This is a genomic window from Paenalkalicoccus suaedae, assembly GCF_006965545.2.
Taxonomy (GTDB): domain Bacteria; phylum Bacillota; class Bacilli; order Bacillales; family Salisediminibacteriaceae; genus Paenalkalicoccus; species Paenalkalicoccus suaedae.
In genome coordinates this window covers 240,936-267,853 of record NZ_CP041372.2, presented here as the reverse complement: position 1 = coordinate 267,853, position 26,918 = coordinate 240,936, and the positions used below count along the sequence as shown (strand labels likewise).

General features: G+C 46.6%; 25 protein-coding genes and 1 pseudogene. 10 read left to right on the top strand and 16 right to left on the bottom strand.

The genetic code is table 11. The annotated features are described in order from the left end of the window. Window positions 1–32: 32 nt before the first annotated feature. Window positions 33–1,172: an NAD(P)/FAD-dependent oxidoreductase gene (locus FLK61_RS01745; RefSeq protein ID WP_176007831.1), complete on the bottom strand. Its 1,140-nt coding sequence runs from the start codon at window positions 1,170–1,172 to the stop codon at window positions 33–35. Window positions 1,173–1,509: 337 nt separating this feature from the next. Here FLK61_RS01745 and FLK61_RS01740 point away from each other — a divergent pair, with 337 nt between their 5' ends. Both FLK61_RS01740 and FLK61_RS01735 read left to right on the top strand, forming a co-directional pair. Next, the gene (locus tag FLK61_RS01740) at window positions 1,510–3,000 is read left to right on the top strand and encodes a diguanylate cyclase domain-containing protein (RefSeq protein WP_176007830.1); all 1,491 of its coding nucleotides are present in this window, start codon (window positions 1,510–1,512) and stop codon (window positions 2,998–3,000) included. 97 nt (window positions 3,001–3,097) lie between these two features. After that, window positions 3,098–3,841: a sugar phosphate isomerase/epimerase family protein gene (locus tag FLK61_RS01735; protein ID WP_176007829.1), complete on the top strand. Its 744-nt coding sequence runs from the start codon at window positions 3,098–3,100 to the stop codon at window positions 3,839–3,841. A 129-nt stretch (window positions 3,842–3,970) separates the two neighbouring features. Here the strand turns inward: FLK61_RS01735 and FLK61_RS01730 are convergent, their stop codons facing one another. Then, the gene (locus FLK61_RS01730) at window positions 3,971–4,195 is read right to left on the bottom strand and encodes a hypothetical protein (RefSeq protein ID WP_176007828.1); all 225 of its coding nucleotides are present in this window, start codon (window positions 4,193–4,195) and stop codon (window positions 3,971–3,973) included. A gap of 397 nt (window positions 4,196–4,592) precedes the next feature. On the opposite strand from FLK61_RS01730, the pseudogene FLK61_RS01725 reads away from it, so the two are divergent. Together FLK61_RS01725 and FLK61_RS01720 are read left to right on the top strand one after the other, a co-directional pair. Beyond that, window positions 4,593–5,471 (top strand): annotated as a pseudogene (locus tag FLK61_RS01725) (nuclease-related domain-containing protein); the annotation flags it as partial. Between the two features lie 341 nt (window positions 5,472–5,812). Continuing rightward, a complete protein-coding gene (locus FLK61_RS01720; RefSeq protein WP_176007827.1) occupies window positions 5,813–6,784 on the top strand; it encodes a DUF4349 domain-containing protein in 972 nt (323 codons plus the stop codon). A gap of 590 nt (window positions 6,785–7,374) precedes the next feature. On the opposite strand, the gene FLK61_RS01715 is transcribed toward FLK61_RS01720, so the two are convergent. Continuing rightward, window positions 7,375–8,481 (bottom strand): DUF4145 domain-containing protein, encoded by a 1,107-nt coding sequence (locus tag FLK61_RS01715; protein WP_176007826.1) that lies wholly within the window; start codon window positions 8,479–8,481, stop codon window positions 7,375–7,377. 135 nt (window positions 8,482–8,616) lie between these two features. Between FLK61_RS01715 and FLK61_RS01710 the strand changes: the two genes are divergently transcribed. Together FLK61_RS01710 and FLK61_RS01705 are read left to right on the top strand one after the other, a co-directional pair. Continuing rightward, entirely contained in the window at window positions 8,617–9,177 is a 561-nt protein-coding gene (locus FLK61_RS01710; protein WP_176007825.1) for a glutathione peroxidase, read from the top strand. 57 nt (window positions 9,178–9,234) lie between these two features. After that, complete coding sequence (locus tag FLK61_RS01705; protein ID WP_176007824.1) at window positions 9,235–9,702, top strand: GNAT family N-acetyltransferase; 468 nt, start codon at window positions 9,235–9,237, stop codon at window positions 9,700–9,702. Here the strand turns inward: FLK61_RS01705 and FLK61_RS01700 are convergent. From FLK61_RS01700 to FLK61_RS01680, 5 genes are all read right to left on the bottom strand, one after another. Next, complete coding sequence (locus tag FLK61_RS01700; RefSeq protein WP_176007823.1) at window positions 9,689–9,877, bottom strand: hypothetical protein; 189 nt, start codon at window positions 9,875–9,877, stop codon at window positions 9,689–9,691. The genes FLK61_RS01705 and FLK61_RS01700 overlap by 14 nt on opposite strands. Next, window positions 9,855–11,216, bottom strand: a complete 1,362-nt coding sequence (locus tag FLK61_RS01695; RefSeq protein WP_176007822.1) for a copper resistance CopC/CopD family protein — start codon at window positions 11,214–11,216, stop codon at window positions 9,855–9,857. Before FLK61_RS01695 ends, FLK61_RS01700 begins: the two co-directional genes overlap by 23 nt. Before the next feature lie 16 nt (window positions 11,217–11,232). Further along, entirely contained in the window at window positions 11,233–12,222 is a 990-nt protein-coding gene (locus FLK61_RS01690) for a DUF4198 domain-containing protein (protein WP_176007821.1), read from the bottom strand. A 107-nt stretch (window positions 12,223–12,329) separates the two neighbouring features. Continuing rightward, window positions 12,330–12,476 carry a hypothetical protein gene (locus tag FLK61_RS01685; protein WP_176007820.1) on the bottom strand — a complete coding sequence of 49 codons (147 nt, stop codon included), beginning with the start codon at window positions 12,474–12,476 and terminating at the stop codon, window positions 12,330–12,332. Window positions 12,477–12,546: 70 nt separating this feature from the next. Further along, window positions 12,547–13,302 carry a potassium channel family protein gene (locus FLK61_RS01680; protein ID WP_176007819.1) on the bottom strand — a complete coding sequence of 252 codons (756 nt, stop codon included), beginning with the start codon at window positions 13,300–13,302 and terminating at the stop codon, window positions 12,547–12,549. A gap of 308 nt (window positions 13,303–13,610) precedes the next feature. On the opposite strand from FLK61_RS01680, the gene FLK61_RS01675 reads away from it, so the two are divergent. The 3 genes from FLK61_RS01675 to FLK61_RS01665 all read left to right on the top strand — a co-directional run bounded on the left by FLK61_RS01675 (window position 13,611) and on the right by FLK61_RS01665 (window position 16,968). Beyond that, window positions 13,611–14,774, top strand: coding sequence for an MFS transporter (locus tag FLK61_RS01675; protein ID WP_347338996.1), 1,164 nt, complete (start codon window positions 13,611–13,613; stop codon window positions 14,772–14,774). Between the two features lie 941 nt (window positions 14,775–15,715). Further along, on the top strand, window positions 15,716–16,351 hold the full coding sequence (locus tag FLK61_RS01670) for a pentapeptide repeat-containing protein (RefSeq protein WP_176011098.1): 636 nt from the start codon (window positions 15,716–15,718) through the stop codon (window positions 16,349–16,351). Window positions 16,352–16,410: 59 nt separating this feature from the next. After that, a complete protein-coding gene (locus FLK61_RS01665; protein ID WP_176007817.1) occupies window positions 16,411–16,968 on the top strand; it encodes a hypothetical protein in 558 nt (185 codons plus the stop codon). An 82-nt stretch (window positions 16,969–17,050) separates the two neighbouring features. On the opposite strand, the gene FLK61_RS01660 is transcribed toward FLK61_RS01665, so the two are convergent. From FLK61_RS01660 to FLK61_RS01650, 3 genes are all read right to left on the bottom strand, one after another. After that, the gene (locus FLK61_RS01660) at window positions 17,051–17,509 is read right to left on the bottom strand and encodes a hypothetical protein (protein ID WP_176007816.1); all 459 of its coding nucleotides are present in this window, start codon (window positions 17,507–17,509) and stop codon (window positions 17,051–17,053) included. A gap of 82 nt (window positions 17,510–17,591) precedes the next feature. Continuing rightward, entirely contained in the window at window positions 17,592–19,010 is a 1,419-nt protein-coding gene (locus FLK61_RS01655; protein WP_176007815.1) for a HAMP domain-containing sensor histidine kinase, read from the bottom strand. Beyond that, window positions 19,003–19,698 (bottom strand): response regulator transcription factor, encoded by a 696-nt coding sequence (locus FLK61_RS01650; protein WP_347338975.1) that lies wholly within the window; start codon window positions 19,696–19,698, stop codon window positions 19,003–19,005. The genes FLK61_RS01655 and FLK61_RS01650 overlap by 8 nt, the downstream gene beginning before the upstream one ends. A 152-nt stretch (window positions 19,699–19,850) precedes the next feature. Between FLK61_RS01650 and FLK61_RS01645 the strand changes: the two genes are divergently transcribed. Then, on the top strand, window positions 19,851–20,633 hold the full coding sequence (locus tag FLK61_RS01645) for a serine/threonine protein kinase (protein ID WP_176007814.1): 783 nt from the start codon (window positions 19,851–19,853) through the stop codon (window positions 20,631–20,633). Between the two features lie 37 nt (window positions 20,634–20,670). Here the strand turns inward: FLK61_RS01645 and FLK61_RS01640 are convergent, their stop codons facing one another. The 5 genes from FLK61_RS01640 to FLK61_RS01620 all read right to left on the bottom strand — a co-directional run bounded on the left by FLK61_RS01640 (window position 20,671) and on the right by FLK61_RS01620 (window position 26,915). Then, window positions 20,671–20,868: a hypothetical protein gene (locus tag FLK61_RS01640; protein WP_176007813.1), complete on the bottom strand. Its 198-nt coding sequence runs from the start codon at window positions 20,866–20,868 to the stop codon at window positions 20,671–20,673. Window positions 20,869–21,719: 851 nt separating this feature from the next. Beyond that, window positions 21,720–23,771: a sigma 54-interacting transcriptional regulator gene (locus FLK61_RS01635; RefSeq protein ID WP_176007812.1), complete on the bottom strand. Its 2,052-nt coding sequence runs from the start codon at window positions 23,769–23,771 to the stop codon at window positions 21,720–21,722. A 12-nt stretch (window positions 23,772–23,783) separates the two neighbouring features. Continuing rightward, window positions 23,784–24,953 carry a beta-aspartyl-peptidase gene (gene iadA / locus FLK61_RS01630; protein ID WP_176007811.1) on the bottom strand — a complete coding sequence of 390 codons (1,170 nt, stop codon included), beginning with the start codon at window positions 24,951–24,953 and terminating at the stop codon, window positions 23,784–23,786. Further along, window positions 24,950–25,939 carry an ABC transporter ATP-binding protein gene (locus tag FLK61_RS01625; protein ID WP_176007810.1) on the bottom strand — a complete coding sequence of 330 codons (990 nt, stop codon included), beginning with the start codon at window positions 25,937–25,939 and terminating at the stop codon, window positions 24,950–24,952. Before FLK61_RS01625 ends, iadA begins: the two co-directional genes overlap by 4 nt. After that, complete coding sequence (locus FLK61_RS01620; protein ID WP_176007809.1) at window positions 25,932–26,915, bottom strand: ABC transporter ATP-binding protein; 984 nt, start codon at window positions 26,913–26,915, stop codon at window positions 25,932–25,934. Before FLK61_RS01620 ends, FLK61_RS01625 begins: the two co-directional genes overlap by 8 nt. Window positions 26,916–26,918: the final 3 nt, after the last annotated feature.

Genomic DNA, 26,918 nt, shown 5'->3' with positions numbered 1-26,918 from the left:
ACACCTTCACCTGGCGTAAACCCTATAATCCCCTACTCAAGCTCGAACTCCTTCACCTGCGCTTTTCTTTCTACCTTCGTAAGCTTACCTAGCACCTCGTGCACGACGTAGCGCGCGATGGCAGGTGCGGAGGTGACGCCAGGGGATTCGATTCCGGCGACGTGGATGAACCCGTCTACTTCATTTGATGGCTTAATATAAAAATCGCCGTAGTCAATGGTAGAGCGAATGCCTGCGTAAGTGTGACTAATATACTGAAGCGGGACCCCCTTTACAAGACGATCAATGTCATTTTTAATCGATGCCTTTCCTTCCTCTGTAACCGGAGCGTCTGTTGTGCTACGCTGATCCGTGCTTGTTGGACCTAGGCGGAGCGTGCCATCCGGCTGTGGGATGAGTAGGACGCCTTTACTTTTTTTCGTTGGCAACGGATAAATAATGTGGTGAACGAAATCCTTCGCCTCAGGACCGAGAACGACATATTCACCGCGGTTTGGCTCTGTTTTGTAGGGCACTTCCGACTCGACTAAGCCAGCGATTTTTTCGCAGGCGATGCCAGCAGCATTAATGATATACTTCGTCTCAAATTCTTCGCCTTCCGTAGACTTCACGCGAAATCCAGCGCCCTCGCCAAGCGATTCAATTGCGGCAACCTCCACACCTTTACGAATATCAGCGCCATTTAGGCGCGCGTTTTGTGCCAGCATGTCCGTTAGTGCCTTTGTGTTTGCGCTCATCGCAGATGGCATCAATAATCCGGCCGCAACGCTGTCACATAGCTTCGGCTCTCTTTTTTTCACTTCTTCCTTGGAGAGGAACAACGTGTCTGTTATCCCACGATTCTCCCCTGCCTTCAAATGCTCCCGAAGTGACTCGACTTCGTCTTCCGACCTTGCGAGGAGTAGAGCACCGTGGCGCACAACAGGAATATCCCAGTGTTTTAAAAGCTCATGGTACAACTCATTTCCTTCTCTTGCAAGCGATGATTTAAGCTCACCTTTATCAGGTGGTGCCATTAAAGCAGGGTGCACGAGCGCGCTATTATGTTTTGTTTGCACCTGTGCCAGCGCATCCTCCTTCTCGACTAAAAGTACCTCTCCCTCGTGGTGTGAGAGCTCCCTTGCGATAAACGTCCCAATTACTCCGCCACCGATGACCAAATACGTATACATGCGCGTCAAACCCCTTCATCTAATTAACTGTTTAGTCTAGATGTACCCGTTATTGACTAGATCTAATACGACTGGACAGAAAATCACGTAGCACCCTAAAATATTTTAATGAAAATCAAAATATTGCGTATATTCGACGTCATTTCTGGTATAATAGAACCAAATTAATTCGTTATTACGCACAACGGATCATTAAAAGTACTAGTATTACCATGTTTGTAAGGTGAAAGATCTGGTGGTGGGGAAGGTCCTGTGCGAGCATACGGTAATGGGAGATAGAATCAGTGACAGATTTTCCTCAAAAAATCAATCTTGTAGCCGTTAGGGGGGATGGTCGGTGAAGTCGATTGAGGAGATGATTGATCGTGTGCTGCTTGAAGTGGATGGAGATGTTAGGGATCGAAAGCGGTCTTTAATGGAATCGGTGGCGGCATATGTAAATGGGACAGTTGGTCGGGAGTACAAGGAGTTTTTTGAAGTGTTGTTTACAAGGAGTCCTGTTGCCACGCTACTTGTAACCATTGATGGGACAATTAGTAAGGGAAATATGATGGCAAAAGATCTTTTACTTGCAGATGAACTAATAGGTTTATCCTTCTATGCATTCTTTCCTCCAGTAATCCAATCAAAGCTTGCGCACTTTTTGCAGGAGACAGTGTCGTCCGAGCAAAAGCAGACGCTTGAAGTCGATACAGTCGGTGATGACCCGAAGCACCTCCGCTTATTTAGTCAGCATGTCCCAGGTAGTGATAGTCAGCCTATGATTCAGCTTGTGTTGCTTGATGAAACCCAGGCTTATTTAACAAAAAATCAGGCAGAATATCTAAGCTTTCATGATCAGATGACTGGTCTTTACAATAGACGATTTTTTGAAGAGGAGCTAAGGCGTCTTGATGTGAAGCGAATGTTGCCGCTTGGAATTATTATGGGTGACGTCAATGGACTTAAGATGGTGAACGACACGTTTGGACACTCGGCAGGTGATGAGCTGATTAAGGAGGTCGCTAATCGGTTAAAGCGAATGAGCCGTGATGAGGATATTTTGTGTCGACTTGCTGGGGATGAATTTGTCTTACTACTCCCTAATACTCCGCCTAAGGAGTTAAAGCGAATCATGTACCGAATGGACGCGATCTGTGACGACATCATTATGCATGATATTCATTTATCCGTAGCGTTTGGTTATGGGGCTAAAATGGAGGACACGACGGATATGTCAGAAGTCCTTCGCGAGGCAGAGAACGCGATGTATAAAAATAAGCTCTATAAAAAGAGTAGTCGTAGGCATGATTTAATCAATGGGATGATTGCCACGTTGTATGAAAAGCATCCACGTGAAAAACATCACTCTGAGCGTGTGAGCGAGCTTGCGGTGGCCTTAGGTCGTGCGGCCGGCTTAGATGAGCTCGCCATTCAACGAATTCGCACAGCAAGTCTCTTACATGATATTGGTAAGATCGCGATTGACCAATCGATCCTAGATAAAGAGACGCCGTTAACCCCGGAGGAGGATGCCGAGCTTCGCAAGCACCCTGAGGTTGGCTACCGTATTTTAAACGCAGCCGCAGACTTCGATGATATCGCAGACATTGTGGTGGCGCATCACGAGCGTGAGGATGGATCTGGTTATCCGAGAGGTTTGACTGGCGACGATATGCGGATGGAGAGTAAAATCCTCGCCCTTTGCAATGAATTTGATGCAATGACCTCTACATGTCCAAGGCGCGAGCTCCTGCCTATTAACGAGGCCATTTTGCAGTTAGAAAATCGGGCCGGGACTCACTTTGATGAGAGGCTCGTTCGATTATTAGTAGAAGTTGTGCTGTAGGGACTCGTTCCCTACAGCCAATTGGCATTGGTTGACTATTTGACTAGGGTCTCCTATCCTTAATAAGAAGTAATACATAAAAGGAGAGATGTAAGCGATGTCAAAACCGAGAATTGCAGTTCAGCTGTACACGTTACATGAGCAAATGCAGGCAGATCCAAAAGGTACGCTTCAGCGCGTTGCCGAAATCGGCTATGAGGGCGTTGAGTTTGCGGGCTATGGCGGACTTTCTGTAAACGAAGTGAAAGAAGAAATCGACCGACTAGGCCTCACCGCAGCATCCAGCCACGTGCCACTTGCTGGCCTTAAAGAAGATCTTCAAAACGTGATTGATGAACAAAAGAAGCTAGGCAGTCGCTATATTGTCGTTCCTTATCTACATGACAATGAGCGTTCGGAAGAAGACTACAAAGACCTTATCTCCTTCTTACAAGAAGCTAGTAAAACATGTGAAGAGCACGGCATCACACTGTGTTATCACAACCATGACTTTGAACTTACTGCACTCTCCGACGGACGTTTAGCACTCGATGCCATCTTCGAGGACACAAACGTACAAACGGAGCTCGATATTTACTGGCTAACAAAAGCCAACCAAGATCCAGTGGAATGGCTCACTCGCTACAAAGACCGTACACCGCTGGTCCACTTAAAGGACATGACAACAGATGAAGAGAAATTCTTCGCCGAGCTCGGCACAGGCGGCGTTGATATTAAAGGAGTCGTTGCTTTAGCTGACCAGCAGGAAATCAACTGGTTTATCGTCGAACAGGACAAAAGCAAACGCGACCCATTCGAGAGCATTACAATGAGCCTCGATTATTTAAAAGGGATTTTGTAAGTTTTTGAAAGGAACCGTCTTAGTTCTGACGGTTCCTTTTTTATGTTTAGGGTCATTACGTGCACGTATTTTGGCGTATGTGCATTTCTTGGGCCGCGGCGTGCATTTCCACCTTGTCCGTGTGCATTCTTACTCGCGCTGTCTGCATTTCACCCTGCTCTGTTTGCATTTAATTTTGCCGTCTGCATTTCTTGCTCCGCGGCGTGCATTTCCACCTTGCTGGTGTGCATTCTTACTCGCGCTGTCTGCATTTCGCCCTGCTCCGTGTGCATTTATTTTGACCGTCTGCATTTCTCGGTCCGCGGCGTGCATTTCCACCTTGTCCGTGTGCATTCTTACTCGCGCTGTCTGCATTTCAACCTCTTTCATGTGCATTTATTTTGACCGTCTGCATTCCCCGCGGCGCGCATTTCCCCCTTGCCGGTGTGCATTCCCCACCACCCCGTCTGCATTTCCCCATCCCACCAATCTACCCCATCACCTTAACAAAACGATCTTTCAAAAAAGCTATTTAAAATTACTAGATTTACCAATAAAAATAGTATAGAATAAAAGAAACATGCGTTCGTAATCTAACCCTTACAGATTTAGTAACAATACTATTAAATTTGAAGGGAGCTCCTAAATGATTTTACCTCGAAAATCACCACCCATTCGTTATCATCAATATGAAGCACTCAAAAGTCGACTACATCAAAAAGATTTTGAACCTCACTATTTGAATTACTTAGCTTAACGCTCTGGCTACCAAGGAGAAACATCTATTGATTTTCATCTACAACTTTTAAATCACGAAGAATTAGTCATCATTCATGACATCCGACTGCCTTTCATGGATAGTTTTTTTCAAATTGATACACTTATTATCGGAAGAACGTTCATGGTTGTGATTGAGGCTAAAAATTACTCTGGTTCTATTGTTGTTTCTCCAAAATCTCAGCAATTAGTTCGTACATACAAACAGACCGATCAAACCTTTAATGATCCACTTGAGCAAGCTAAGGCTGCTATGAGAAAATTGCGCAAGTGGTTATTTAAACACGATTGTAACGCGGTTGGTAATTTGCTTTCTTATGAACAGGTTGTTTTTACAAATGAGAAAACATCTTTTTATGTAGATACAGAAATAAATCTATTAGCTGACAAATACTGCCGCCCTAACGCACTTATTGACAAAATCGAACAGCTTCAAGTAGATAAAAGCACTAAAGCAATTCCTTTCTCTGAAGTTATCCGTACGTCAAAATTAATCGCCTCTTCTCATCAGCCTTGGTTCCCTAAATATACCAAGCTTGAGCATCATATTTCTGATTTAAGAAAAGGGGTTGTTTGTGTCACGTGCAAAGTAGGAACAATGTCTTATACACCCATATCCTGCAAATGGTTTTGTCCGAAATGCAAGGCAATAAGTAAAGATGCTCATCTACTAACGCTTTACCATTATGCCTTATTGATCAATGAAACCATTTCTAATAAACAATTCCGACGCTTTTTTAATATGGAATCAAGAAGTTCTGCTTATTGGATTTTAAAATCCTTGAACCTTCCTACATTAGGTTCACATAGAGGTCTAGTATATAGTTTAAAACCTTTCCTAATAGGGCGTTTTCCGTTTACGGACTCATTTTAAAAGCTTAAAAAGCTAAATCGATACTAATCGGTTTAGCTTTTTTTGATTCAATATGAGCCTTAATTAAACAGATTTATAATGGTCTGTTTTGTTAATAAAGAGCCAGTTATCACGTTCGATGTATATAATTTCTTTCTTACGAGCAATTTTAGAGCCGCTTACCTTTTCTCATGCCAGTGTGCATTGTGAACCAGGACCTGTGCATGTCACTCAGGTTCACGTACATTAGATTTAACCAATTGAATTCTGACCTCTTTGGCGCACATTCCCCTTTTCTCACCTGTAACCTTATCCAAAATTTGCCGTCTATTAATACAAATAAACATACTGGAGGGGTAAAAATGAAGGTGCGGAATGCGTTTTTCTTCGTGATCTTTGTCATGACCTTACTATCGCTCGTAGCGTGTCAAAATCAAGATAGCAATCAGGCTAACTATAATAACGATATGGCTAACAGCGAAGCATCCTTGTACGATGCATCTAATGACGCGATGGATGCAAGTTATGATGAGGCTGCAGAATCTTCTACAGAAGGTTTGACTGCATCAACTGCATCTCCGAGCTCATCCGAAGCTTTTCCTGACGAAACTACGATGGCGTCCATGAGTCAAATGATTATTTATCGAACTGAATGGTCAATTGAGGTACCAGATGCAGAAGCAACCCAGGCAACTTTACAGCAAGAGGCCGAGGCACGGGGCGGCTATGTGGTAGAGGCTACGCTCGCACAGATAGACGATGACTACAAGCAAGGTTATATGGTTATTCGCATTCCGCAAAGTGAGTTTACACAGTTTCTCACTGAGCTCGAATCAGCTAGCACTCGGGTTGTGTCATCATCAACGAACGGTCTTGATGTGTCCGAGGAATATGTCGATCTTGAGTCGCACCTTGTCGCACAGCGAGCCGTCGAAGAACGTCTTTTAGCTTTTATGGAGGATGCGGATTCGACTGAGGGCTTACTCGCTATTTCGCGAGATTTGACGGAGGTTCAAAACGAGATCGAGCGCGTCAGAGGACGCATGAGCTACCTCGACAATCAAATCGCGTACTCCACGGTCACCGTTGATATGACCGAAGACGGAATCAGCAACGTTGCGCTACAAAATACGAATGAACTAAACACATTCGCACGCGCCGAGAGCCTTTTTATCGCAACCATTAACCGCATTATGGATGCCGGATCTTCAGCATTTGTGCTCGCTGTCGGACTCTCGCCAATTTTCCTTCCTCTGCTACTGATCGCAGTTGCGATTTTCATCTGGTATCGACGCCGTCCAAAGCAACCTACTGCCTCCACTGGAGAAAATTAAGTTGTTTATGCCAGCACAAAACGAGTTACTTGTGCTGGCTTTTTATATTTGTGTGGTACAGTGGCTTATGTATTTACTTAGACTATGTGCATTTATTTCGACCATCTGCATTTCTCGCCCCGCGGCGTGCATTTCCACCTTTTCCGTGTGCATTCTTACTCGCGCTGTCTGCATTTCGCCCTGCTCTGTTTGCATTTATTTCGACCATCTGCATTTCTCGCCCCGCGGCGTGCATTTTCACCTTGCCCGTGTGCATTCTTCCTCGCGCTGTCTGCATTTCGCCCTGCTCTGTTTGCATTTATTTTGACCGTCTGCGTTTCTCGACCCGCGGCGTGCATTTCCACCTCGTCCGTGTGCATTCTTCCTCGCGCTGCATGCATTTCACCCTCGTCCGTGTGCATTTATTTTAACCGTCTGCATTGCACGGTCCGCAGTATGCATTCCAACCTCCAGTACACGCACTCCATTCCGTTCAACCCCAATTTACTAAAGAGCTCGCGGAACAAACAGCCAAGACTTGAAAGAAAGAGAACGAACTTACACAAATAGGCTAGTTCTCTAGAGAACTAGCCTATCCTTATACAAATCGTTTAGTATGCTTTTGCTCGCTCCGCCGCATGCTGTTCAAGCTGCCGGAAAAATTTCTCGACAATCACGGGTCCAACGCGGTCAAACTTCCCCAGTACGAGGAGCTCTTTTGGTAGCTGGCCAACCCGAGAAATACCTGCCTCGTTTAATTGTCTGATCACGTTCGGCATTCCTTTAAAGGAGTCGTTATCAATCGGTTGTTTAGCAAGAGACGCGGTCATTACTAAATATTCAGCCCGAAAGAAAATGAGTAATTCTCCAGGTCGCTCTTCTGTTACTTTTTTGCGTTTGCGTTCTTCTTCTACAAAAACCTTAAGATCTTCAAACAAATACTGTTCGTTGACATCCTTATAGCGTTTCACGAGCTTAGAGATACCTTCCAAATTAGCTGGTAGCTCACTCATCAGCCTTGCCTGCTGCACGCCACCTAGTGCGATCAAGAATTTCTCTGCTTGAGGAAACCGTTGTGGAAGTAAGAAGGAATCTCTTAAATACGAAGGAATGTCGAGATTTTCTCCCCGATAAGAAATGGTTCGTATCATGGTCTCGTCCTCTAAGATTAGTGGCTCCTCTTTGATCTCTTGGACCTCTTGTTGGAGTGGCAAACGGTCTAAAAGACTCTCAAGCTTTTTGAAGCGAACATCAAGTTCCTCGACGCTATACGGCTGTTTTGCCTGTGGAGATGGCTCTTGGAAAGCTGGCACGCTGATGCGCAACGGTCCATAAACCTGTACGAACCAGCGGACAATTTCGTAGACGCGCCTCCATGTTAACAGAGATTCATAGTAATAAAATTGTCTTGTTTGGTGCGACGCCTCGTTGCCTAGCTTGCGAATATGATGCATTGCGCGTCGTACCTGCTCCGCGTCCTCCGATAAAATGCCCTCCTGCTCTAAGTAGCGGATCCGATCTACGAGCGTTCTTAGTGAAGCAGGACGCTTCTTTTCAGCGATCAACACAAGGTTAACGATCCCTTCCACAAGCGGACGAGCATTCGCGATCATCGTACGTGGACTTGTGAATATACTAGACTCTAGCTCGCGTAATAGTAGAGCCAGTTCCTTTGAAATCGGTTCAAAAAACCGATAAAAATACTGGTTTTCCTTCATAAATAATTGCTCCTTTAGCTATGTGTATCCAAGAGTGTAGTATAGCATAGTGGTAGAAAGATAGGTTTAGGCCGAAGCCTTGATTGGGTATATAGGATTAGATACTAATTACTAGAATACAAAGGAGCTACTCACATGAGCGTACATGAATTTAGCGTCAAAACAGCCAGCGGACTTACGACACGACTTAGCAGATACGAAGGAAAGGTGCTCCTTATTGTCAATACAGCAACAAAGTGTGGCTTTACTCCTCAGCTCGGCGATTTACAGCGCCTTCAAGAGCGCTATAAAGAGCAAGGATTCCAAGTACTTGGCTTCCCCTCTAATCAATTCGATGATCAGGAGCCACTTAAAGACGGCGAGATCACAGAGTTTTGCGCATTAAACCACGGTGTTAACTTCCCTATTTTCAAGAAAATTGATGTACGCGATGAATCCGCGCATCCACTCTTTACCTACTTAGCATCACAAAAACCATTCGAAGGCTTCGACGAGCGTCATCCTGTAGCAAAGCTACTACTCTCTATTCTTCACGACCGATACACACACTACCTACCAGGAGACTCGATTAAGTGGAACTTTACGAAGTTTTTAATCGACGGCGACGGCAACGTGATCAAACGCTACGAATCTACCGCAGAGCCAATTGATATCGAGGCTGATATCGAAAAGCTGTTAGAGGCTCAAGCAGTTTAGAATGCTATACTTTATGTAGAAGTTTTTTAAAATTTTCTATGTAGAGGTGGTAGTGAGATGAAAGAGGACTTGCGACTTTGCTCAGTGGACTCGGCCAACTGGCGAGACATCGTGGCGCTTCGAACTAGCTCCGCTCAGGAGGCATTCATTGAGAGTAACGCGGTCTCGATTGTGGAGAGCATGTATGACCGTGAGCATGCGTGGCAGTGCTTTGGGCTTTATCGCAATGATGAGGCCTGTGGGTTTGTGATGGTTGGGGCGCATAACGCGTCTGATCGGTACGCGTGGCTTGATCGATTTATGATAGACGATCGGTATCAAGGACAAGGGCTTGGAAAAGCATTTTTGCACGTTGTTGTCGAGTATATGTGGCGTTCCTTTGATATTGATGAGATCGTACTAAGTGTCACGCCAGCAAACGTTCCTGCGAAGCGCTTTTATGAACGAAACGGTTTTGAGCCGACCGGCCTCATTGATCCGGAGAATAGTGAGGAGATTATGAGAATGCTCGTTAGCAGAAATTAAAAAGACGTTGCCCTGTGTAGATAGGGAAACGTCTTTTTTTATAAGGCTCATTACCTTTTGAAATGGGCGATCCTACTTCTATCCCTTCTTGCGCAATATGTCCTACCTCGACTAAAATGCGCCATACTTCCTTCCCTACACGCACTAGTTGCTTAATGCGATGAATGCTCTTCATGTTGCTCTGCTTCTGTATCGATCAGAGTCTGCGGAGGTGCTGTCGTTGCAACGTAACCGGCAATAAGAAGCGCTCCCATCACAGCAAGTAGCTCTAAACGGAGTCCCCAAATTAGTGCAAGCATTTGTCTCCCTCTCTCCTCTTCTTTTGATAGTTTACGAATGTTTGGTAGCCAAACCATACGATGAAAAGTGGCGATTATAATCGCAACAATAAAAAATCCAATTTTCCACAGGAGCGACTGTCCATAGTCCGTTGTCATAAGCGACGTCAGGTCACCTACCCAATAAAAACTTAAGAATCCACCGCTCGCTGCTAAGATAAGTACCGATACAAGTGCGACGGTAGAAAATTTGGAGATTCGCTCATGAAAGTAGTGGAGACCTTGCTTCGTTGGTTTGACGACGAAAGAAGCAACCGTAAAGCCAAGTAAACCAGCCGTCCAAATCACCGCTACTGCTACGTGCGTCCCGTGCGACAGCAAAGGAAGAAACTCGGTGGCATGACTCGTCCAAGCAAATGTGGCAACTAACAACACGAATAATAGGAGCCTTGGTAAGCGCACATGAAAGCTCACAAGTACCGCGAGCAACAGAAAGATAATCGGTCGTGCGATTGCGACGTTACCAACAGTTGAGTGCATCGCCAAGCTAGGTAGCAGACTCCAGGCTGCCTCTCCTCCAAGTTGCCCCGCCCTCACATACAGCTGACCAAAACCGGTGATGATGAACACACCAGCACTGCCAATGTACAACCAGCGTTCTAATCCACTTAGTGCTACTGTCTGCCAAAAATAACGTAGGAATAAGAAGATTCCGGCAGCAACGGTAAACGTGACAAGATCTATTATGCGAAGCCACGTGAGCGTACTTGAACGTTCACTTTGCTGCGAATGCAGTGTATCACCCGCATCAACGTGTCCCTCAGGCGTGCCTCCGCCGATCATCACGGTCTCCCCAACCTGCTGCGCAGGAAGCTCGATGCCAACTGCAAAGCGAAACGATCCGTCAGTTACGTGCGAATCAAGCGCAAGCACCTGCCAGTTCACCGTATAAACGCCATCCTCAAGTGGCTCATCAGGCGTATAAATAACCGTGTCATCTTCTCTACCAGTTACTGAACCAGCGAGCTCTTCTCCTCGATCATTCACTACTTGAATTTGACTAACCTGCGTATTGATTGGCTCCGTTAGCGTCACTCGGATTTCCTCAGGAGGGAGCGTCACGGATGCTTCCCTCATAGGCTCAGATTCCGCTAAATAGGCATGACCAAAAGCCGTGGACGGGAGCACCATGATACTTGCTATAACGATAATTAATCCTATTAAACGCTGACTCATGTGCTCCCACCCCTTCTTATTTTCTTAAATATAAAATAGTTGAGCCAAATAGTCCGAGGCCTAGTACAAGCGATAAATAGAAGAATCCGTTTGAGAATAAGCTCGGCGCTTCCGGCTCTACAAACTCCACTTCCGAAGCAGTCTCTTCTTCCGAAGCATCTGCTATAGCCTCATTCTCTTGCGTAATCTCTTCTTCTACCTCTTCCTCCGCCACTGGTTCACTCCCTTGATTAAGCGCATTTTGTGCCGCAAAGGTCATGGTAGCCTCATAAGCAAGCGTTGCGTAGCCATCGCCCGCTTCCTCAAGCTCCTCCGTTGCCCGAACGAGATAGATGTCCGCATCTCCGATCGTAAAACGAGCTGCACCATCCTCATCCGTTACAGCCGTTTGCGCCTCTCCCGTGCTCCGCTGCACTATGGATACGTCGACACCGATCACCGGCTCTCCCTGACGTACGAGTTGCACCTCTACCTCTTCGTCTGCAGCAACTGCCGTAGGGTTAAACATTGGAATAAATTCGGCTCTATCTGGTGAAACCGCGTTCTCGTACCCTTCCAGATCTAAGACTCCATTAAAGGTTGGTAGATCATGAATCGCAGCAAACGACTTTGCACTCCGTAGCGTTCGCTTCTCTCCAAATAGACTGTCACGCTCCGCTGTTATGGTATAAATGCCAGAGTCGATTGCGGCAAATGATGCCACGTGATAGTTATTCGCATTTCCAAGCTCCGTCGACTCTCCCATATAAAAAATCGTATCAGAAATATCGACTTCCTCGTCTGATGGCGTATGCACCGTCACATCGGTATCATCTGCGTTCCAAGTTCCTTCGATGCGAAAGCTTGCATGATCATTCGTATGATTACCAAAGAATAATTCTACGTACACATTTTCACCCGATTCCACAATCGGTGTGTGCGTTTGCGTCCATCCTTCGTGTGCTAATGCTGGTGTCGTCATACTGATAAGTAACGCGCTAAGTAGTGCAGCAGATCTTTTCCTCATCTCATTCAGCTCCTTCTTATTTTTATCGCTACTTGTATAACGAATTTCTAGGAAAAACGGATCACTCAAACTTAAAAGAAGGGGCCCCGATTTGCCGCATCCTTCTTCTAGAATCCGCTCTTCTTTGTTACTTTCCGTTTTTTTTGCGACTTACTTTCACCAACTTCCGGACTGTTTCTCGACCGTTCCGCGTTTGTTCCGGCAACTTCCGTCTTACTTCTCATAATTTGTGCATTACTTCTTTCAAAGTACATCGCTCCTGCCCTTACGGAGCCTTTTTACCATAAAGAAACCCACCGCTATCCTTTAGCAGTGGGCTTTCAACTAAATGCTTTCCTTCTGTTTTTTATACGATTCGAGCATGATTTGTAGCCGCTCAATCTCATCGTCCGTTAACTCATCAACTCGAGCTACTTCTGCTTGTAAATAAGCAACAGTTGGACTTACAGGTTGCTTCTTCTCTTCAACCGGTTTTTCTCCATTCAAAAAGTAGGAGGCTACAGAGCTAGTCACGACACCAAGCAATCCGATACCAAACATCATTAGCACCATAGCAATGAGACGACCGATCATGGTCTCAGGTGATATATCGCCGTAACCGACCGTTGTTGCGGTCACAACCGCCCACCACACCGCATCTGAATAGCTATCTATGCTCGGCTCAATTAACCGTATAGGGATCGATGCGACAAAAATTAGAATGACAACAGCCATGAGAACCTTATCGAGTGAATTGGTTTTAAGCACGCCATGTAGTGGTGTAAAATAATGCTTAAACACCATCAATAAGCGTAATAACCGAAATAGCCTCGCTAGACGTGCCAGTCGAAAAATACTATCGAACGGAATAATCGCGATTAAATCTAGTGGATTCCTCTTTATGTACGTCCACTTGCTCGGGGCCAGCACAAATCGCACCGCTACATCTATCACAAAAATAATCCAAATAAGTACGTCAAGGTTCCTTACGAGCGGGATCGATTGGTCTCCCCATATGAACGAAACCGACACGAGCGCAAGAACCGCCATGATTCCCTCATAGGTAAGCTGCCATTTCGTCTTTTTAATCGGAATACTCATTCGCCCCTACCCCTTTGGAAATAACATTAAAAACTATCCATATTATAGCAGGGATGATCTCATTTAAACAGCCTTATGACCTATGACTCTCATCTCATTATCCATTCCCTTACAAATAAACTATTGTCGCTCACCCTATTTTTCCATATAATAGGTAGTATCAAACTACTTTTAGGAGCGATCTTCCTATGTAAATCCACTCCCTTTACCACGTACAACTAAATACGTAGCTTGAAAGGGGAAATTTACCTATGCATGACTCTAGACGTTCCTTTGTATATCTATGAACGGGCCAGACATCATCCAATATAGGTGATGCCTTATTTATTATTGGGCTGATGCCCCTAATCTACACGCTGACCGGCTCGGCATTTTTCATGGCGCTCGTGCCGTTTATTACGACGCTAAGCCGCTTTTTAAGTGCCTTTTTAGCGCCGACCCTGTTTCGGATCCTTCACGTGAAGGACATTATGGTCTACAGCCAACTGCTTAAAACGATCACGATGATCCTACTCGTCTTTTTTACACTCTTTTGGCTAACTGAGTCGAACACGCCTCTTTTGTACGTGTTCGTCTCTTTACTCGGCTTTTTGGACGGCTGGGCTAGCCCATCAAGCAGCGCGCTAATCCCTAAAATTGTGGAGCGCGATGCCCTGCTCCGCTCGAACAGCTGGATGGAATCCGTAAGTCAAACGGTGGAGATCGCCGTGTGGCCACTCGGAGCGCTACTTGTTGCGACAACAAGCTCCACCTCCGCCCTGATTCTCACCGTCATACTCTACTGCCTCTCTTCCTTTCTAATTTGGAAAATCGTGGTACCAGCTCCGATTTACGAGGAGCAAGAGTTACCTAGTCTGATGAGCGAGGCAAAACGAGGCTGGCGTCTCCTAATAAGGAGGAAGGATTTACTGGCATTAACCGTGTCTGGTATCTTCATTTCCTCTGCTAACATCGTGTGGCTTGCCTCCATTATGTATGTGTATGTAGAGCAGCAACTCCAAGTAAGCGAGGCTTGGTGGGGCTATATGAACGCACTGTTAGTATCGGGATTACTCGTTGCGAGCATCGTGGCTTTTCTAGCCGGTGCAAGGATCGAACGCTTTTTTAAAGCCCTTCTTTTTATAACCGCGAGTGTCATGATGCTAGCCATTTTGGGACTATCCCTCACAACGATGCCACTTATGGCCGTAGGGCTTGCTTTCTTGTATGGATGTGCCAATCAGATCAAGGGACTGCTTGAAGTAACCTATATTCAAAAGCAGTCTGATGAAGAGGACCTCCCTTATATTTATGCCGCACAGGAAGCCGCCTATTTACTGACGTTTGCTATGTCGGTTTTAGGATTCAGCTTTTTTGTCGACCTCGTCCACGTACAAGTTGTCATGATCACAGCTAGCGGCTTCGCTACGGTCGGTCTCGCAGTATTGGTCATGTTCAGTCGCCATATCAATAAGCTTTCAAACAGTGAATAGTTCTTATAGAAAGTAGGGGCCGATGTAAAAATCGGCCTCTTTTTCTTGTTTAAGAGATGAAACACACGTGATTTTTCTAAAAGCTTTTTCTCTATCGGTGCGAGTGAGGTTTTGTAGGCTGGCAGTTGGGTTGATTCAATTCGTTTTTGGTGGCTGAGGTTTTATTGGAGGTGGAAATGCACGCCGCGGGCTATAAAATGCAGACGGTCATAATTAATGCACACAGATCAAGGTGAATTGCAGACTGCGCGACCATGAATGCACACCGACACCGTGGAAATGCACGCCGCAGACCTTGAAATGCAGACGGTCAAATTTAATGCACACAGATCATTGTGAATTGCAGACTGCGCGACCATGAATGCACACCAACACCGTGAAAATGCACGCCGCAGACCTTGAAATGCAGACGGTCAAATTTAATGCACACAGATCATTGTGAATTGCAGACTGCGCGACCATGAATGCACACCAACACCGTGAAAATGCACGCCGCAGACCTTGAAATGCAGACGGTCAAATTTAATGCACACAGATCATTGTGAATTGCAGACTGCGCGACCATGAATGCACACCAACACCGTGAAAATGCACGCCGCGAACTATAAAATGCAGACGGTCAAATTTAATGCACACAGATCATTGTGAATTGCAGACTGCGCGACCATGAATGCACACTAACACCGTGGAAATGCACGCCGCGGACCTTAAAATGCACACCGTCAAAATTAATGCACACAGATCAAGGTGAATTGCAGACTGCGCGTCCACGAATGCACACGCCGCCAAAATAAACGTCATTCACGTAATACCACCACTCCCCCCTCCCACTAGTACTTTTACCTAATCTAAAAAATAAAACAGCATTTACACTAATAATAGTGTTATACTATTATTTACCATTTAAAATAGTGTTTTCAAACCATGAAAGGACGTGTATGATGAAAATCGATGTCCCAAAAATCCCTGCAAAATTAGAAGCCCTCTCCTTTCATGATATTTGGGAGGACGAGGACCGCACCCTATCCACGTGTGAGATCCAGCAATCGGACTTCAGTAACGAGACGCTAGAGCGCGTAAGAATTCATGATGCTGTGATTAAAAACTGTCAGTTTACCAATACCGACTTTAGTCAAATCGACTTAACCGACGTGCACTTCCAAAACTGTGACTTCTCAAACGTCAACATGGCGCGGGCCTCGATTCACCGCGTCACCTTTACAACCTGCAAGCTTGTCGGCTGTGAGTTCCCGGAGTCTTCACTCGGCAACGTCACATTCTCGGATTGCATCCTTCACCTGGCTGCCTTCGGCAATTCCAAGCTTGTTAAAGTCCGCTTCAAGGAGAGCTCGTTAAAGCAAGCAGACTTTTACGATTGCACCTTTAAAAAGGTCGCCTACGATCAGTGCCAGCTTGATGGCGCTAATTTTGAGCAAACCCCTTTAAATGGGATCGATATCAGCACGTCCACCTTCGATACACTAACCGTGTCGCTAGCGGATCTAAAGGGTTGCATCGTTTCGTCCCATCAGGCGATTCAGCTCGCGACCCTAATGGGAGTAGTTATTAAAGACTAGTACATATTAAACCAAATTTTCACCCCTAATGGACAGAAAATAGAGAGAGGAGAATGAACATGGCAAAACGAAAGCACATATGGACAGAGGAACAGGACGCACGCATCACGGAGGTCATCCTTGACTATGTAGCATCCGGAAGAACGCGCCGAGAAGCACTGATTGAGCTTGCGAAGGAATTTGATAAGGAGCGAGGGCCGATCTTAAATAGATGGAATCAGGTGCTGCGCCCAACATTATTGAAAGAACTTGAGGAGGCGAAGATCGAGGGACGTGAAGCTGTCGGTAAGAAAGCGCGCCCTGCCTGGACGCCTGAAATTGATCAACAAATTACGACGATTGTGATGGACTTTATCAATTCTGGCAAAACACAACTGAAAGCCTTTGAGCACGCGGGCAAAGAACTCGACATTGCGACCGATGTGGTTCGCAACCGTTGGCAAAGCGTGCTACGCCTCGACAAATCAGAGGAGATTAAGCTCGCGAAAGCAAACGGGAAAGAGAACACGTATGTCGACAGACTCGAAGAGCGCATCCGCGCCCACGAAGACGAGATTAAAAAGCTTAAAAAGATGATTAAAGAGCACCAAGCCAAGCAACCGAAAAAGAGCGTGTAGGGATTCACATACTTAAAGCCGTAAAACGCCAAAAAGAACCTAGCCATCTAGGTTCTTTTTTTACGCCCTCTGTCTGTGCCAATTACGAAATTCTCAATCCAACGACAATCACGATAAGCATCGCCAACGAAGCAGAGCCAAACAAATAGTTCGTATAGTGAAGGCTTAACGTCTCTAACGACTGCTCCTTTTTCATCGGAAGGCCTTGAAGCTTTTTACGAAGCTTTCTACTGTAAATGGAGACCATAATTACCGTAATTAAAATAACCATCGAACCCGCTTGCTCCATAAACAACAAGTAAAACGGAAGCGTCTCCCGGTTCAACTGAATGATCATAAAGACGCCTGTCGCCATCACGACGATGGCACTCGGAACCATGCCTATGTTCACCCAACGTCGAATTCGTGCTAAAACGGGCGTTATATTTTCTAACCCATAAGACGATTTGACAAGGGAGCGTAGTAAGTAGCCAAACGCGACAAACGATCCGATCCACAGCGCAAGACCGGCAATGTGTAAAATATAAGCAGCATTATACATGAGTATCAACCTCTCTTTGTGTAATCCCTCTAAGCATACCTGCGCTATGTTAACAGAGCGTTAACGCCATCTAATCAATCGACTACTCCTCACTTTCCACGTATCGTGGCAATTCAAATGCAAAGGTCGTTCCCACCCCATCCTGCGTTGCACGCGTCACGACAATCTCGACGTCATGCTGATCTAAAATGGATTTGACGATCGAGAGCCCAATCCCGCTTCCTGCCTTATTCGTTCGCGCCTTATCCGCCTTATAAAACCTCTTCCAAATCTCACTTATCTGGCCCTCTTCAATGCCCGGACCCTGATCCGTAATACGTATAGCGATTGTCTTCGTAAGTACCTCTACGTGCACCACTACCTCCGATCCTCTAGGAGAAAATTGAATCGCGTTTTGTAACAAGTTGATAAACACCTGCTCCATTCGATTTCGATCCGCCATCACACATGTATCCGTGTACGGTGCCTCTACGTGTATGGTCATTTGCTTCGCCTCAAGCTGTGGCGCAAGCTTTGCCACTGTAAACGCCACCTGCTCGTTTATTTCATAAGGTTCAGGAACCATCGTCACCTGTCCTGCCTCTAGCTGAGACATATCTAACGTATCGTTCACGAGTGTAATAATTCGCTCCGTCTCCGCTCTCATAAGCGCATAGACACGATCTTTCCTATCATGTGGCACGGTACCATCTGCTAGCGCAATCAAAAAGCCCTTGATGGAAGTGAGCGGGGAGCGGAGGTCGTGCGCAACGTCCGCCACGAGATTATTCCGCGTCTCCTCAAGCGTACGCAACTCCTTCGCCATGTACGTCACACTCTCGCCGAGCTGCCCAATTTCATCCGATGACGTGGCGTCTACAAACTCCGAGAAATCCCCTTTCGCATACTTCCGTACCACACGATTCATCTCACGGAGCGGCGACGTAATCCGCTTCGACATGATCCAGAGCACCACCGCCGCAAAAGCGATCGTAATCGCGATCGTGATCAGGATATGAGAGAGCACCTGCATGTATTGGTGATCGAGGTCGTGGAACACCATCACAAGTGCCCCCTGCCCGCCCAACATGCCCGGCAACTGAATCGGCGCGCCAACCGAGTAGCTCAGCTCCCCGTCAATTCTGCCCCCTTCTGTCGTGATACCTTCTTCTAATGCTTTGGTGACAAACTCGGGTTTAATCAGCCTCTCCCGTGATTCATCAGGTGGAGGGCCTATAAGTAGGCTCATATCATCTCCAAACAGATACATACTGTATTCCTGCTGAACGAGGCTTGGGAGTAAGAAGGCCTCAACCTCGCGTAAACTAAAGGCAAGACTCTCCGTTGTTTGGATCTGCTCCGTCACCTTGTCATAGTGGTACACAAATGTTTCCTCATAATCGCTGTAGAGCTGTAGGTGAAAGATGTAAAGAAAGACGCAACCAAACAGGAGAAAAGAGGATAAGATAATGGTTGAGTAGGTCAGAAATAGCTTTTGAAACATGCTTTTGCGTTTACCCATGCGCATTCGCCTCAAACCTGTAGCCCACGCCTCTGACAGTCGTAATAGACCAAGACGCATGTTTATGAGACAGCTTATCTCGAATCCGTTTAATATGAACATCCAGCGTCCTAGGATCGCCATCAAACTCATAGCCCCACACTTTATCAAATAGTTGCTGGCGAAGTAAGACCTGATTTGGATGACATGCAAAATAGTGTAAGAGCTCCATTTCTCGCGGTGCTAGAGAGACCTCTATTTGGTTCACGTACACACGCCGTTCAGTCATCGCAATCGTTAGGTTGTCTAACTGAATATTCTGCTGATACTCATCGGATAAAACTGTACGCCTGAGCGCCGCTTTCAGACGAGCGATCAGCTCATTCGGGTCAAACGGCTTGACGATGTAATCATCTGCACCACTCTCTAATCCGTTAATGATCTCGTGACTTTGCCCTTTGCCTGTAAGCATCAGAATCGGTATGTGTTTATCCTCTAAACGAATCGTCCTACATACATCTATGCCGTCCACTTCTGGTAGCATTAAGTCTAAAAGAATACAGTCTGGGGCATGCTCATAAAAAAGCGTTAATCCTTCTTCACCGTCTAACGCATGCAAACTAGTAAATCCCTCTTTCTCTATATACATGGCGATCAGCTCCGCAATCGACGGATCGTCCTCGATAATAAGTATAGTAATAGGCTTCACAATCGCACGTACCTCCTTGCCTGCTTTTTAAGCAAGCATAGCATAGCAATGTGAACATAAGGTTAACAGGAAGGGAGATGAGGTGGCTGTGAGGAGACGTTTTTTTCTGCTATGATGAATGAAATATACGTAACGAAGGATGTAGGCATGCCATGCATTGGGTGATTAAACAAATTCGACAAAGACTTTTAGATAAGCACTACGCGATTGGAGATGTTTTGGCTGAGCGATATAGCGTCGAAAGCGTGCTCCAGAATGGAAGCTATGGCATCATCTATTTATGTCTTGATCTGCGCACTGACGTCATATGCGTCGTAAAACAAATGCGTAAAAGTAAGCGGAGAGAAAACAAGGAGAATTACTTAGAAGAAACATCGATTTTAACGCAGCTTCGTCATGAAGGCATCCCAAAGCTACTTGACGTCTTCGTTTATGAAGGCGAATCGTTTTTTACGATGGAATACGTCACGGGTAAAAACGTGGAGGATACGCTATTTGCCACCGATCGTACTTATACAGAGATCGAGTGCTTAACACTATTAAAGCAACTAACAGAAATCGTCTGCTATATTCACGCACAAGGCGTATTTCACGGCGACATTCGCATACCGAATGTCCTTGTTGATAACGGCGCTGTCCACCTGATCGACTTCGGGCTAGCAAGCTCTGTAAAGGTGACAGATCGTACTATGTGTGAGCAACTTGCCTGCGAGGACTTCTTTGATTTAGGGGACTTTTTATTATATCTGCTCTACTCTTCCTACGAAGGTCCAACAAAAAAGAATCGTCCGTGGACAGAGGAGCTGGTTATTCATCCTCAGACGACAATCCTGTTAAAGCGACTCTTACAAATTGACTCCGTGCCTTATGTCAGCTGTGAAGAAGTCTTGGAGGATTTGGACAAGGCTATTGTGAGCGTTTCTTCTGACATATAAAAAGACTCCGCCACGTGCGGAGTCTTTCGTCTATCTATTAGCTGCTTGAACCATACTTACGCTTTTTATAATGGTGCGATCCGTTAAACGGGTTGCGCCCACGACGGCTACTGCTACTACTGCCGTATCTACCACGTCGGCTACTACTCGAGCCGCGGCGATACGATCGCTTTCGACTACTGCTCCCACGCTTACTAAATTCCTTCGAAATGCCTTTTATAATCTTCCTAAACATGTGGCATCCTCCTTCTGGTTAGAGGGCACTCACAACCATCCCTCTATTCAAAATATACTGTGGATTTGGGGTTTGTACAACAGATGTCTTTGTGGGGGGCATTCTGTTAAGTTCAAGGTCAAGAGCGGGACCTTCGGTCCCCTGCGCGGCGATCGCAACTACCGGTGGTTGCTTGCTCAACTATTTCCGTCGGCCAAACCAATGGCCGACGGAAAGGATTTTCGTTGCGCGGGAGTGCTACCACTGGTAGTACGCGATCGTCGCTCCGAGTCCCTCCGTAACGGTTGGTTTTTAATTAACCTTCCCCTTTTTTGGGAAGGAAAGGGCATTGGGCGCAAATTCATTGCCCAACTTTTTCTTCATTGGGAGATATGTAATTGGTTAAAGGCGTTTTGAATTTCCATTTCACTTCTTTTTTACGACCAAGTTGAACCAACTTCCGTGCTGTTACTAGCCCATTCCGCGTTAGTTTGGGCAACTTTTGATCTACTTCTCTAATTTGCGATCAACTTCTTTTCTCACATACTTCCCCTATCATGAGTCTTCCTTCTTTTCGATTTAAAAAGCGAGGCAACGACCTAACGCCTCGTAACCAAACAAAAAAGAGGAGAGTTGAAAAGCATGGAAACACTGTAACCGCAGGTGCCCCGAAGCGACGGGGTGGACTCCTAGAGGGGATTTCGCGTAGGTGAAAATCCTGTCAGACGACCCCTGGGCGGCTGACATAGTTGAACTAGCGCCTCAGGAAAGACACCCCATAGCGTAGGGGCACCGGAGGTGTCCGCACTTGATCTTGACCTTCAAAAAGAAAAAAAAACGACGAGCGCACCTTCCACTCGTCGAATCCTCTACTAAATCACACTATTCAAATACGCCTTCCCAGCTTCCGTTATCCTCGTGCCCATGCGTCCCCGCTGAATATAGACGTAGCCACGCTCCTGCAAGATTTCTAATCGGTACCGTACCTGTTGCTCCGTTAGCGCCAAGTTTCTCACACGAGCAAGCTCCATCACTTTTTTACGGCTGATGGACTCCTGTTTGACCGATAGCTCTAATACGAGCTCGAGGACGTTGCGTAATTCCTCCTCTGGAATGGTCAACATGGCTTCTGGCTCAGCGCTGACCTCTTCCACAAGTGATAACCTACTGCGCTGTTGGAAAAACGATTCGTTCGGGATATCCTTCATGTGGATTTCGTCACCATCGCAGACCGTCAGCATATAGTCGATCGTATTCTTTAACTCGCGGACGTTACCAAACCAGTCATAGCTCCGCAACTGCTCAAAAACAAACGGATGAACGCGTACCTGCGATTGCTCAGCCTGATGAATAAAGTAGCGAACGAGCTGATCAATATCATCCTTACGCTGTCTAAGTGGTGGTAAATGTAAAAATAGCACCTTTAAACGATGGTACAAATCCTCCCGAAACGCCCCGTCCTCAATCATATCGAGGAGGTTTCGATTCGTAGCCGCAATCACCCGTACATCAACAGGAATGATTTCGTCACCACCAATCCGCAACAACTCTTTCTCCTGCAACACCCGCAAGAGCCGAGCCTGGACTTTGACACTCACATCTCCGATTTCATCTAAAAAGATTGTTCCTCCATTTGCCTGCTCAAATAAACCGATGCGACCGCCTTTACGAGCACCAGTAAACGCGCCCTCTTCGTAACCAAAGAGCTCACTCTCTACTAAATCCTCTGGCAGCGCGCTAAAGTTTACCGCTAAAAACGGACCATTGCGACGTGGAGACTCACGGTGAATGGAGCTTGCAAACAGCTCTTTCCCTGTACCACTCTCGCCCTCAATTAAAATCGTCAAATCGGACTTCGCAAGCTTTTGAGCAATACGCTTTGTTTCTTCCAATCGTTCGTTACGCCCCACAATATCTTGCAGCGTATATTTTGCTATGTATCCCTTTTTCATCAATTCTCGCTTTCGCTTCTTTTCCATCTCGAGCGCTTCACCAGCGTTTTTAATCGTCACTACTTTCGTGCCATCAGCATCCACCGTAAAGGCATGCACCATGAGCTCTTTTTTCTCAATGGTCATGTAGGCCTCTGTTTCCTCTGATAAAAGAAAAGTACGAAGCGACTCATTCATGATGACATCGCTCACATGACGACCGACCATGCGCTTGCCGCGAACAGATAATAATGTCTCTAGGATTCCGTTAAAAACCGTGATCGTCTCACTCGTATCAACAGCAAGAATCCCATCGTGCACGCCATCTACAACCTGCATCAGATGACGACTCAGTTGCGTCGCTTCCTGTGTAACGGAGGCAATCCGCCGGCTGAGCTCAATAATACGCAAAATAAAACGATTGGAAATCCGCTTTGTCATATAAGATGGTAGCTGCAGCACCTCACACACTTCAAGCACCGTGCTAATATCTAAAAGCCGCGGTCCGACATTAATGACGCGCTCCACAAAGTCAGGGACTAACTCTACTTCACCTGGCGTCACCGCAATAGCCACGCGCTTCATCATTTTTTTCCCCGGGTAAAAGGGGTAATACTTCAGATGATCCAGGCCTACCTGCTGCAACGATTCAATCGCTTCGTTCACCGTCTCTGGATAGTCGTTTACATACAGCACTTCCGTCCCGGCGCGAAGCTCAATTAGCTGGTCGACAAAGTGAAAGTTGACGATCCGACTCGCAACGATCACCTGACAGTCATGTAAAAAACCAGACACCTCTTCTACGACTAACTCCGATGAAAGCAACACGGTCTCGTTGTACAGCTCCGGAATCACATTTTCCTCCACAGCAAAAGCACGAATGGTGACGAGCTCGCCGATACTATCCTCGAGCTGTTCCATTAGCGTTTGCTTTGTCTCCTCAGATCCCGTCACTAAGATAAGTGTTCGCTTCTCCGTCGCTTCCATCGTCATACGTCCCTTCTCCTACTCAAATGTCCCTTTTACGAGCTGCTGACCACCCAATTTCAGCCAAACGCCCTTCGCCATCACGCTTTCAATCTCAAAGGAATCCGGCTCAACAATAAGCAGATCCGCATCGTATCCAAGAGAGATTTTCCCTTTCCCCTCAAGCTTGAGCACGTCAGCCACGTTCGTTGTCGCCACGCTCCAGGCCGTCTCTAAGTCTAAGCCCTCGACCAAAAACGCATCCCGCACCTCTTTAAAAAGACTCGTCACGCGACCAACCTCTAGCCCCTTAAACGATCCATCTGGATGAAACGATGGCAAACTCCCTTGCCCATCCGAGGTAAAGGTAACGTGATCAGCACGTACGCCCTCACGCAGCATCTGCGCGAGTATTTTGCTTGGCGCAAGCTCATCCTCTTCTTCCTCCTCCAAGCAGCTCGTCGTTAAATCAACCACGCCACCGCGCTTTGCAAACGCGATTCCTCGTTCCACAAGCGACGGGTTTCGATTAATATGTGTCGGCCAAAACTGGCTAATTGGTAACACCGTTGTCTCAATCACTTCCTCGAGTAAATCGAGCTCATCCTTGCCGTCACCAATGTGAATCGTGACCGTGCCACCTTTACCTGACAGCATGCCCCCAATTCTCGCTTCACTTGCAAGCTTCGCAAGCTCCTGGACGGTTGGTTGCGACGAGCGATGATCGGCGATCGCAATTTCGCCCGCGCCGATAATTTCCTGTACAAACATCATATCATCCTGAATCGATCCCGTTAATGTTTTCACAGGAATATGATAATTCCCGCTCTGGCAGTAGCAGGTAATGCCCTCTTCCGTGAGACCCTTCGCCTTGGCAACTAAATTGGCCATCGTGCGGCTCGTGCCATCCGTGCCAATCACACCAACAACCGTTGTGATTCCTGCCTCAATGCAGTCCGTGAGCGTCAATTCCGGGGTGCGCGTTTTAAAGCCACCTTCGCCACCGCCACCTGTGATGTGCACGTGACCATCGATGAGTCCAGGTAATACATACGCACCGCCCGCATCCACGACATCCGTGACACCCGCAAACGACTCCGACAACGATTCGCCGATCGCAAGGATTTTCCCGCCTCCGACTAGCACATCTACAACACCAAGCGCTTCGGGAGAAAACACATTCGCGTTTTTTATTAAGCTAAGCTTCATGTTGCTTCCTCCTTTTGTTCATCATACAAGTGGCAGGCCACCTCTTGCCCAGTAGGTAATACCTGAAGCTGTGGTCGCACCTCGTGACAGCGATCATGCACCTTCGGACATCTACCAACGAAGGCACATCCTTTAGGTGGATCGACAGGAGACGGCACATCCCCTTGTAAGATGATACGCTCTCGTTTTTGACGCGGATTTGACACTGGAATAGCAGCAAGCAACGTCTGCGTATACGGATGCGAGTGATTTTCATAAATGGTATCCGTATCGCCAATTTCCACAATACGTCCTAAATACATGACCGCAACGCGGTTACATAAATGCCTCACGACGCTCAAATCATGCGAAATGAATAAGTACGTCAATCCAAACTGCTCCTGCAAATCCTTCATCAAATTTAGCACCTGCGCCTGAATCGACACGTCTAGTGCCGCCACTGGCTCATCGGCAATAATGAGCTTCGGGTTTAAAATCAACGCTCGCGCAATCCCAATGCGCTGTCGTTGTCCACCGGAAAACTCGTGCGCATATCGATGCAAATAGTTTTTATTAAGTCCAACGACCTCGAGCATCTCTTCAATGCGCTTGCGCTGTTCTTTTTTATTCGTCACACCATGTGCCTTCAGTGGCTCCGCTAAAATGCGCTCGACCGTCAGTCTCGGGTTTAACGACGCGTACGGATCCTGGAACACCATCTGCATGTCCTTCCTCTGCTCGCGCATTTCTCCTGACGACAGTTCCGCTAAGTTTCTCCCGTTAAACAGGATCTCTCCTTCTGTCGTCGGTACAAGCCGGATCATCCCTCTACCCGTCGTCGATTTGCCACATCCAGACTCCCCAACGAGCCCGAGCGTCTCCCCCTCTTTGATCGAGAAGGAGATATCATCTACTGCCTTCACGTACGACTTCTTATTTTTCAAGATCCCACTTTTTTGAGGAAAATAGATTTTGAGACTCTTCACATCTAGTAAATAATTAGACATTGTCCGCCCCTCCATCCTTTTCTGCTACAAGCCAGCACCTTGTCTGGTGTGTCGCAGACGTTTGCATAAGCGGTGGCTCCTCTACGCGACATCGCTCCATGACAGAATCACATCGATCCGCAAAGCGACAGCCTCGCTCGACCGTACCTGGCAATGGAACTTGCCCACGAATAGCCTCCAATCGATCTACCTTCGCATATGCGTCCGGAATGGAGTGAAGCAGCCCAAGCGTATACGGATGCTCCGTTTCATTAAAGAGCGTATCCACATCGGCCGTCTCCACAACCTGTCCAGCATACATCACGATCACGCGGTCGCACATTTCCGCCACAACTCCAAGATCGTGCGTAATAAACATAATCGCCGTGTCCGTTTTTTCTTTTAAATCCTGCATGAGAGCCAGGATCTGCGCTTGAATCGTCACGTCAAGCGCCGTCGTTGGCTCGTCAGCTATGAGGAGCTTCGGCTGACAGGCAAGACCAATCGCAATCATGACACGCTGTCTCATTCCTCCTGAAAGCTGATACGGAAAGTTGTCATAAATTTGTCCTGCTCGAGGAATCCCAACTAGCTTCAGCATCTCAATCGAACGCTTCCGTGCATCTGCTTTCGACATCGAATTGTGCAGTAAGAGCACCTCATCAATCTGCTTCCCGACTGTAAATACTGGATTTAACGACGTCATTGGCTCTTGGAAAATCATCGAAATCTCGTTACCACGAATCTTTCTCATCTGCGATTCCTTGAGCTCGAGCAAATTTTTACCTTCAAACATAATTCTCCCACCAGCAATTCTGCCTGGCGGTTTAGGGATAAGCCCCATGATTGAGAGGGAGGTTACACTCTTGCCACAACCAGATTCCCCTACAACTCCGAGCGTCTCCCCTTTTTTTATCGTAAAAGAGATGCCGTCAACAACCGTTACCTCTTCTCCATCGCTTTTAAAGCGTACGTCTAATTCTTCTACTGATAGCATTCG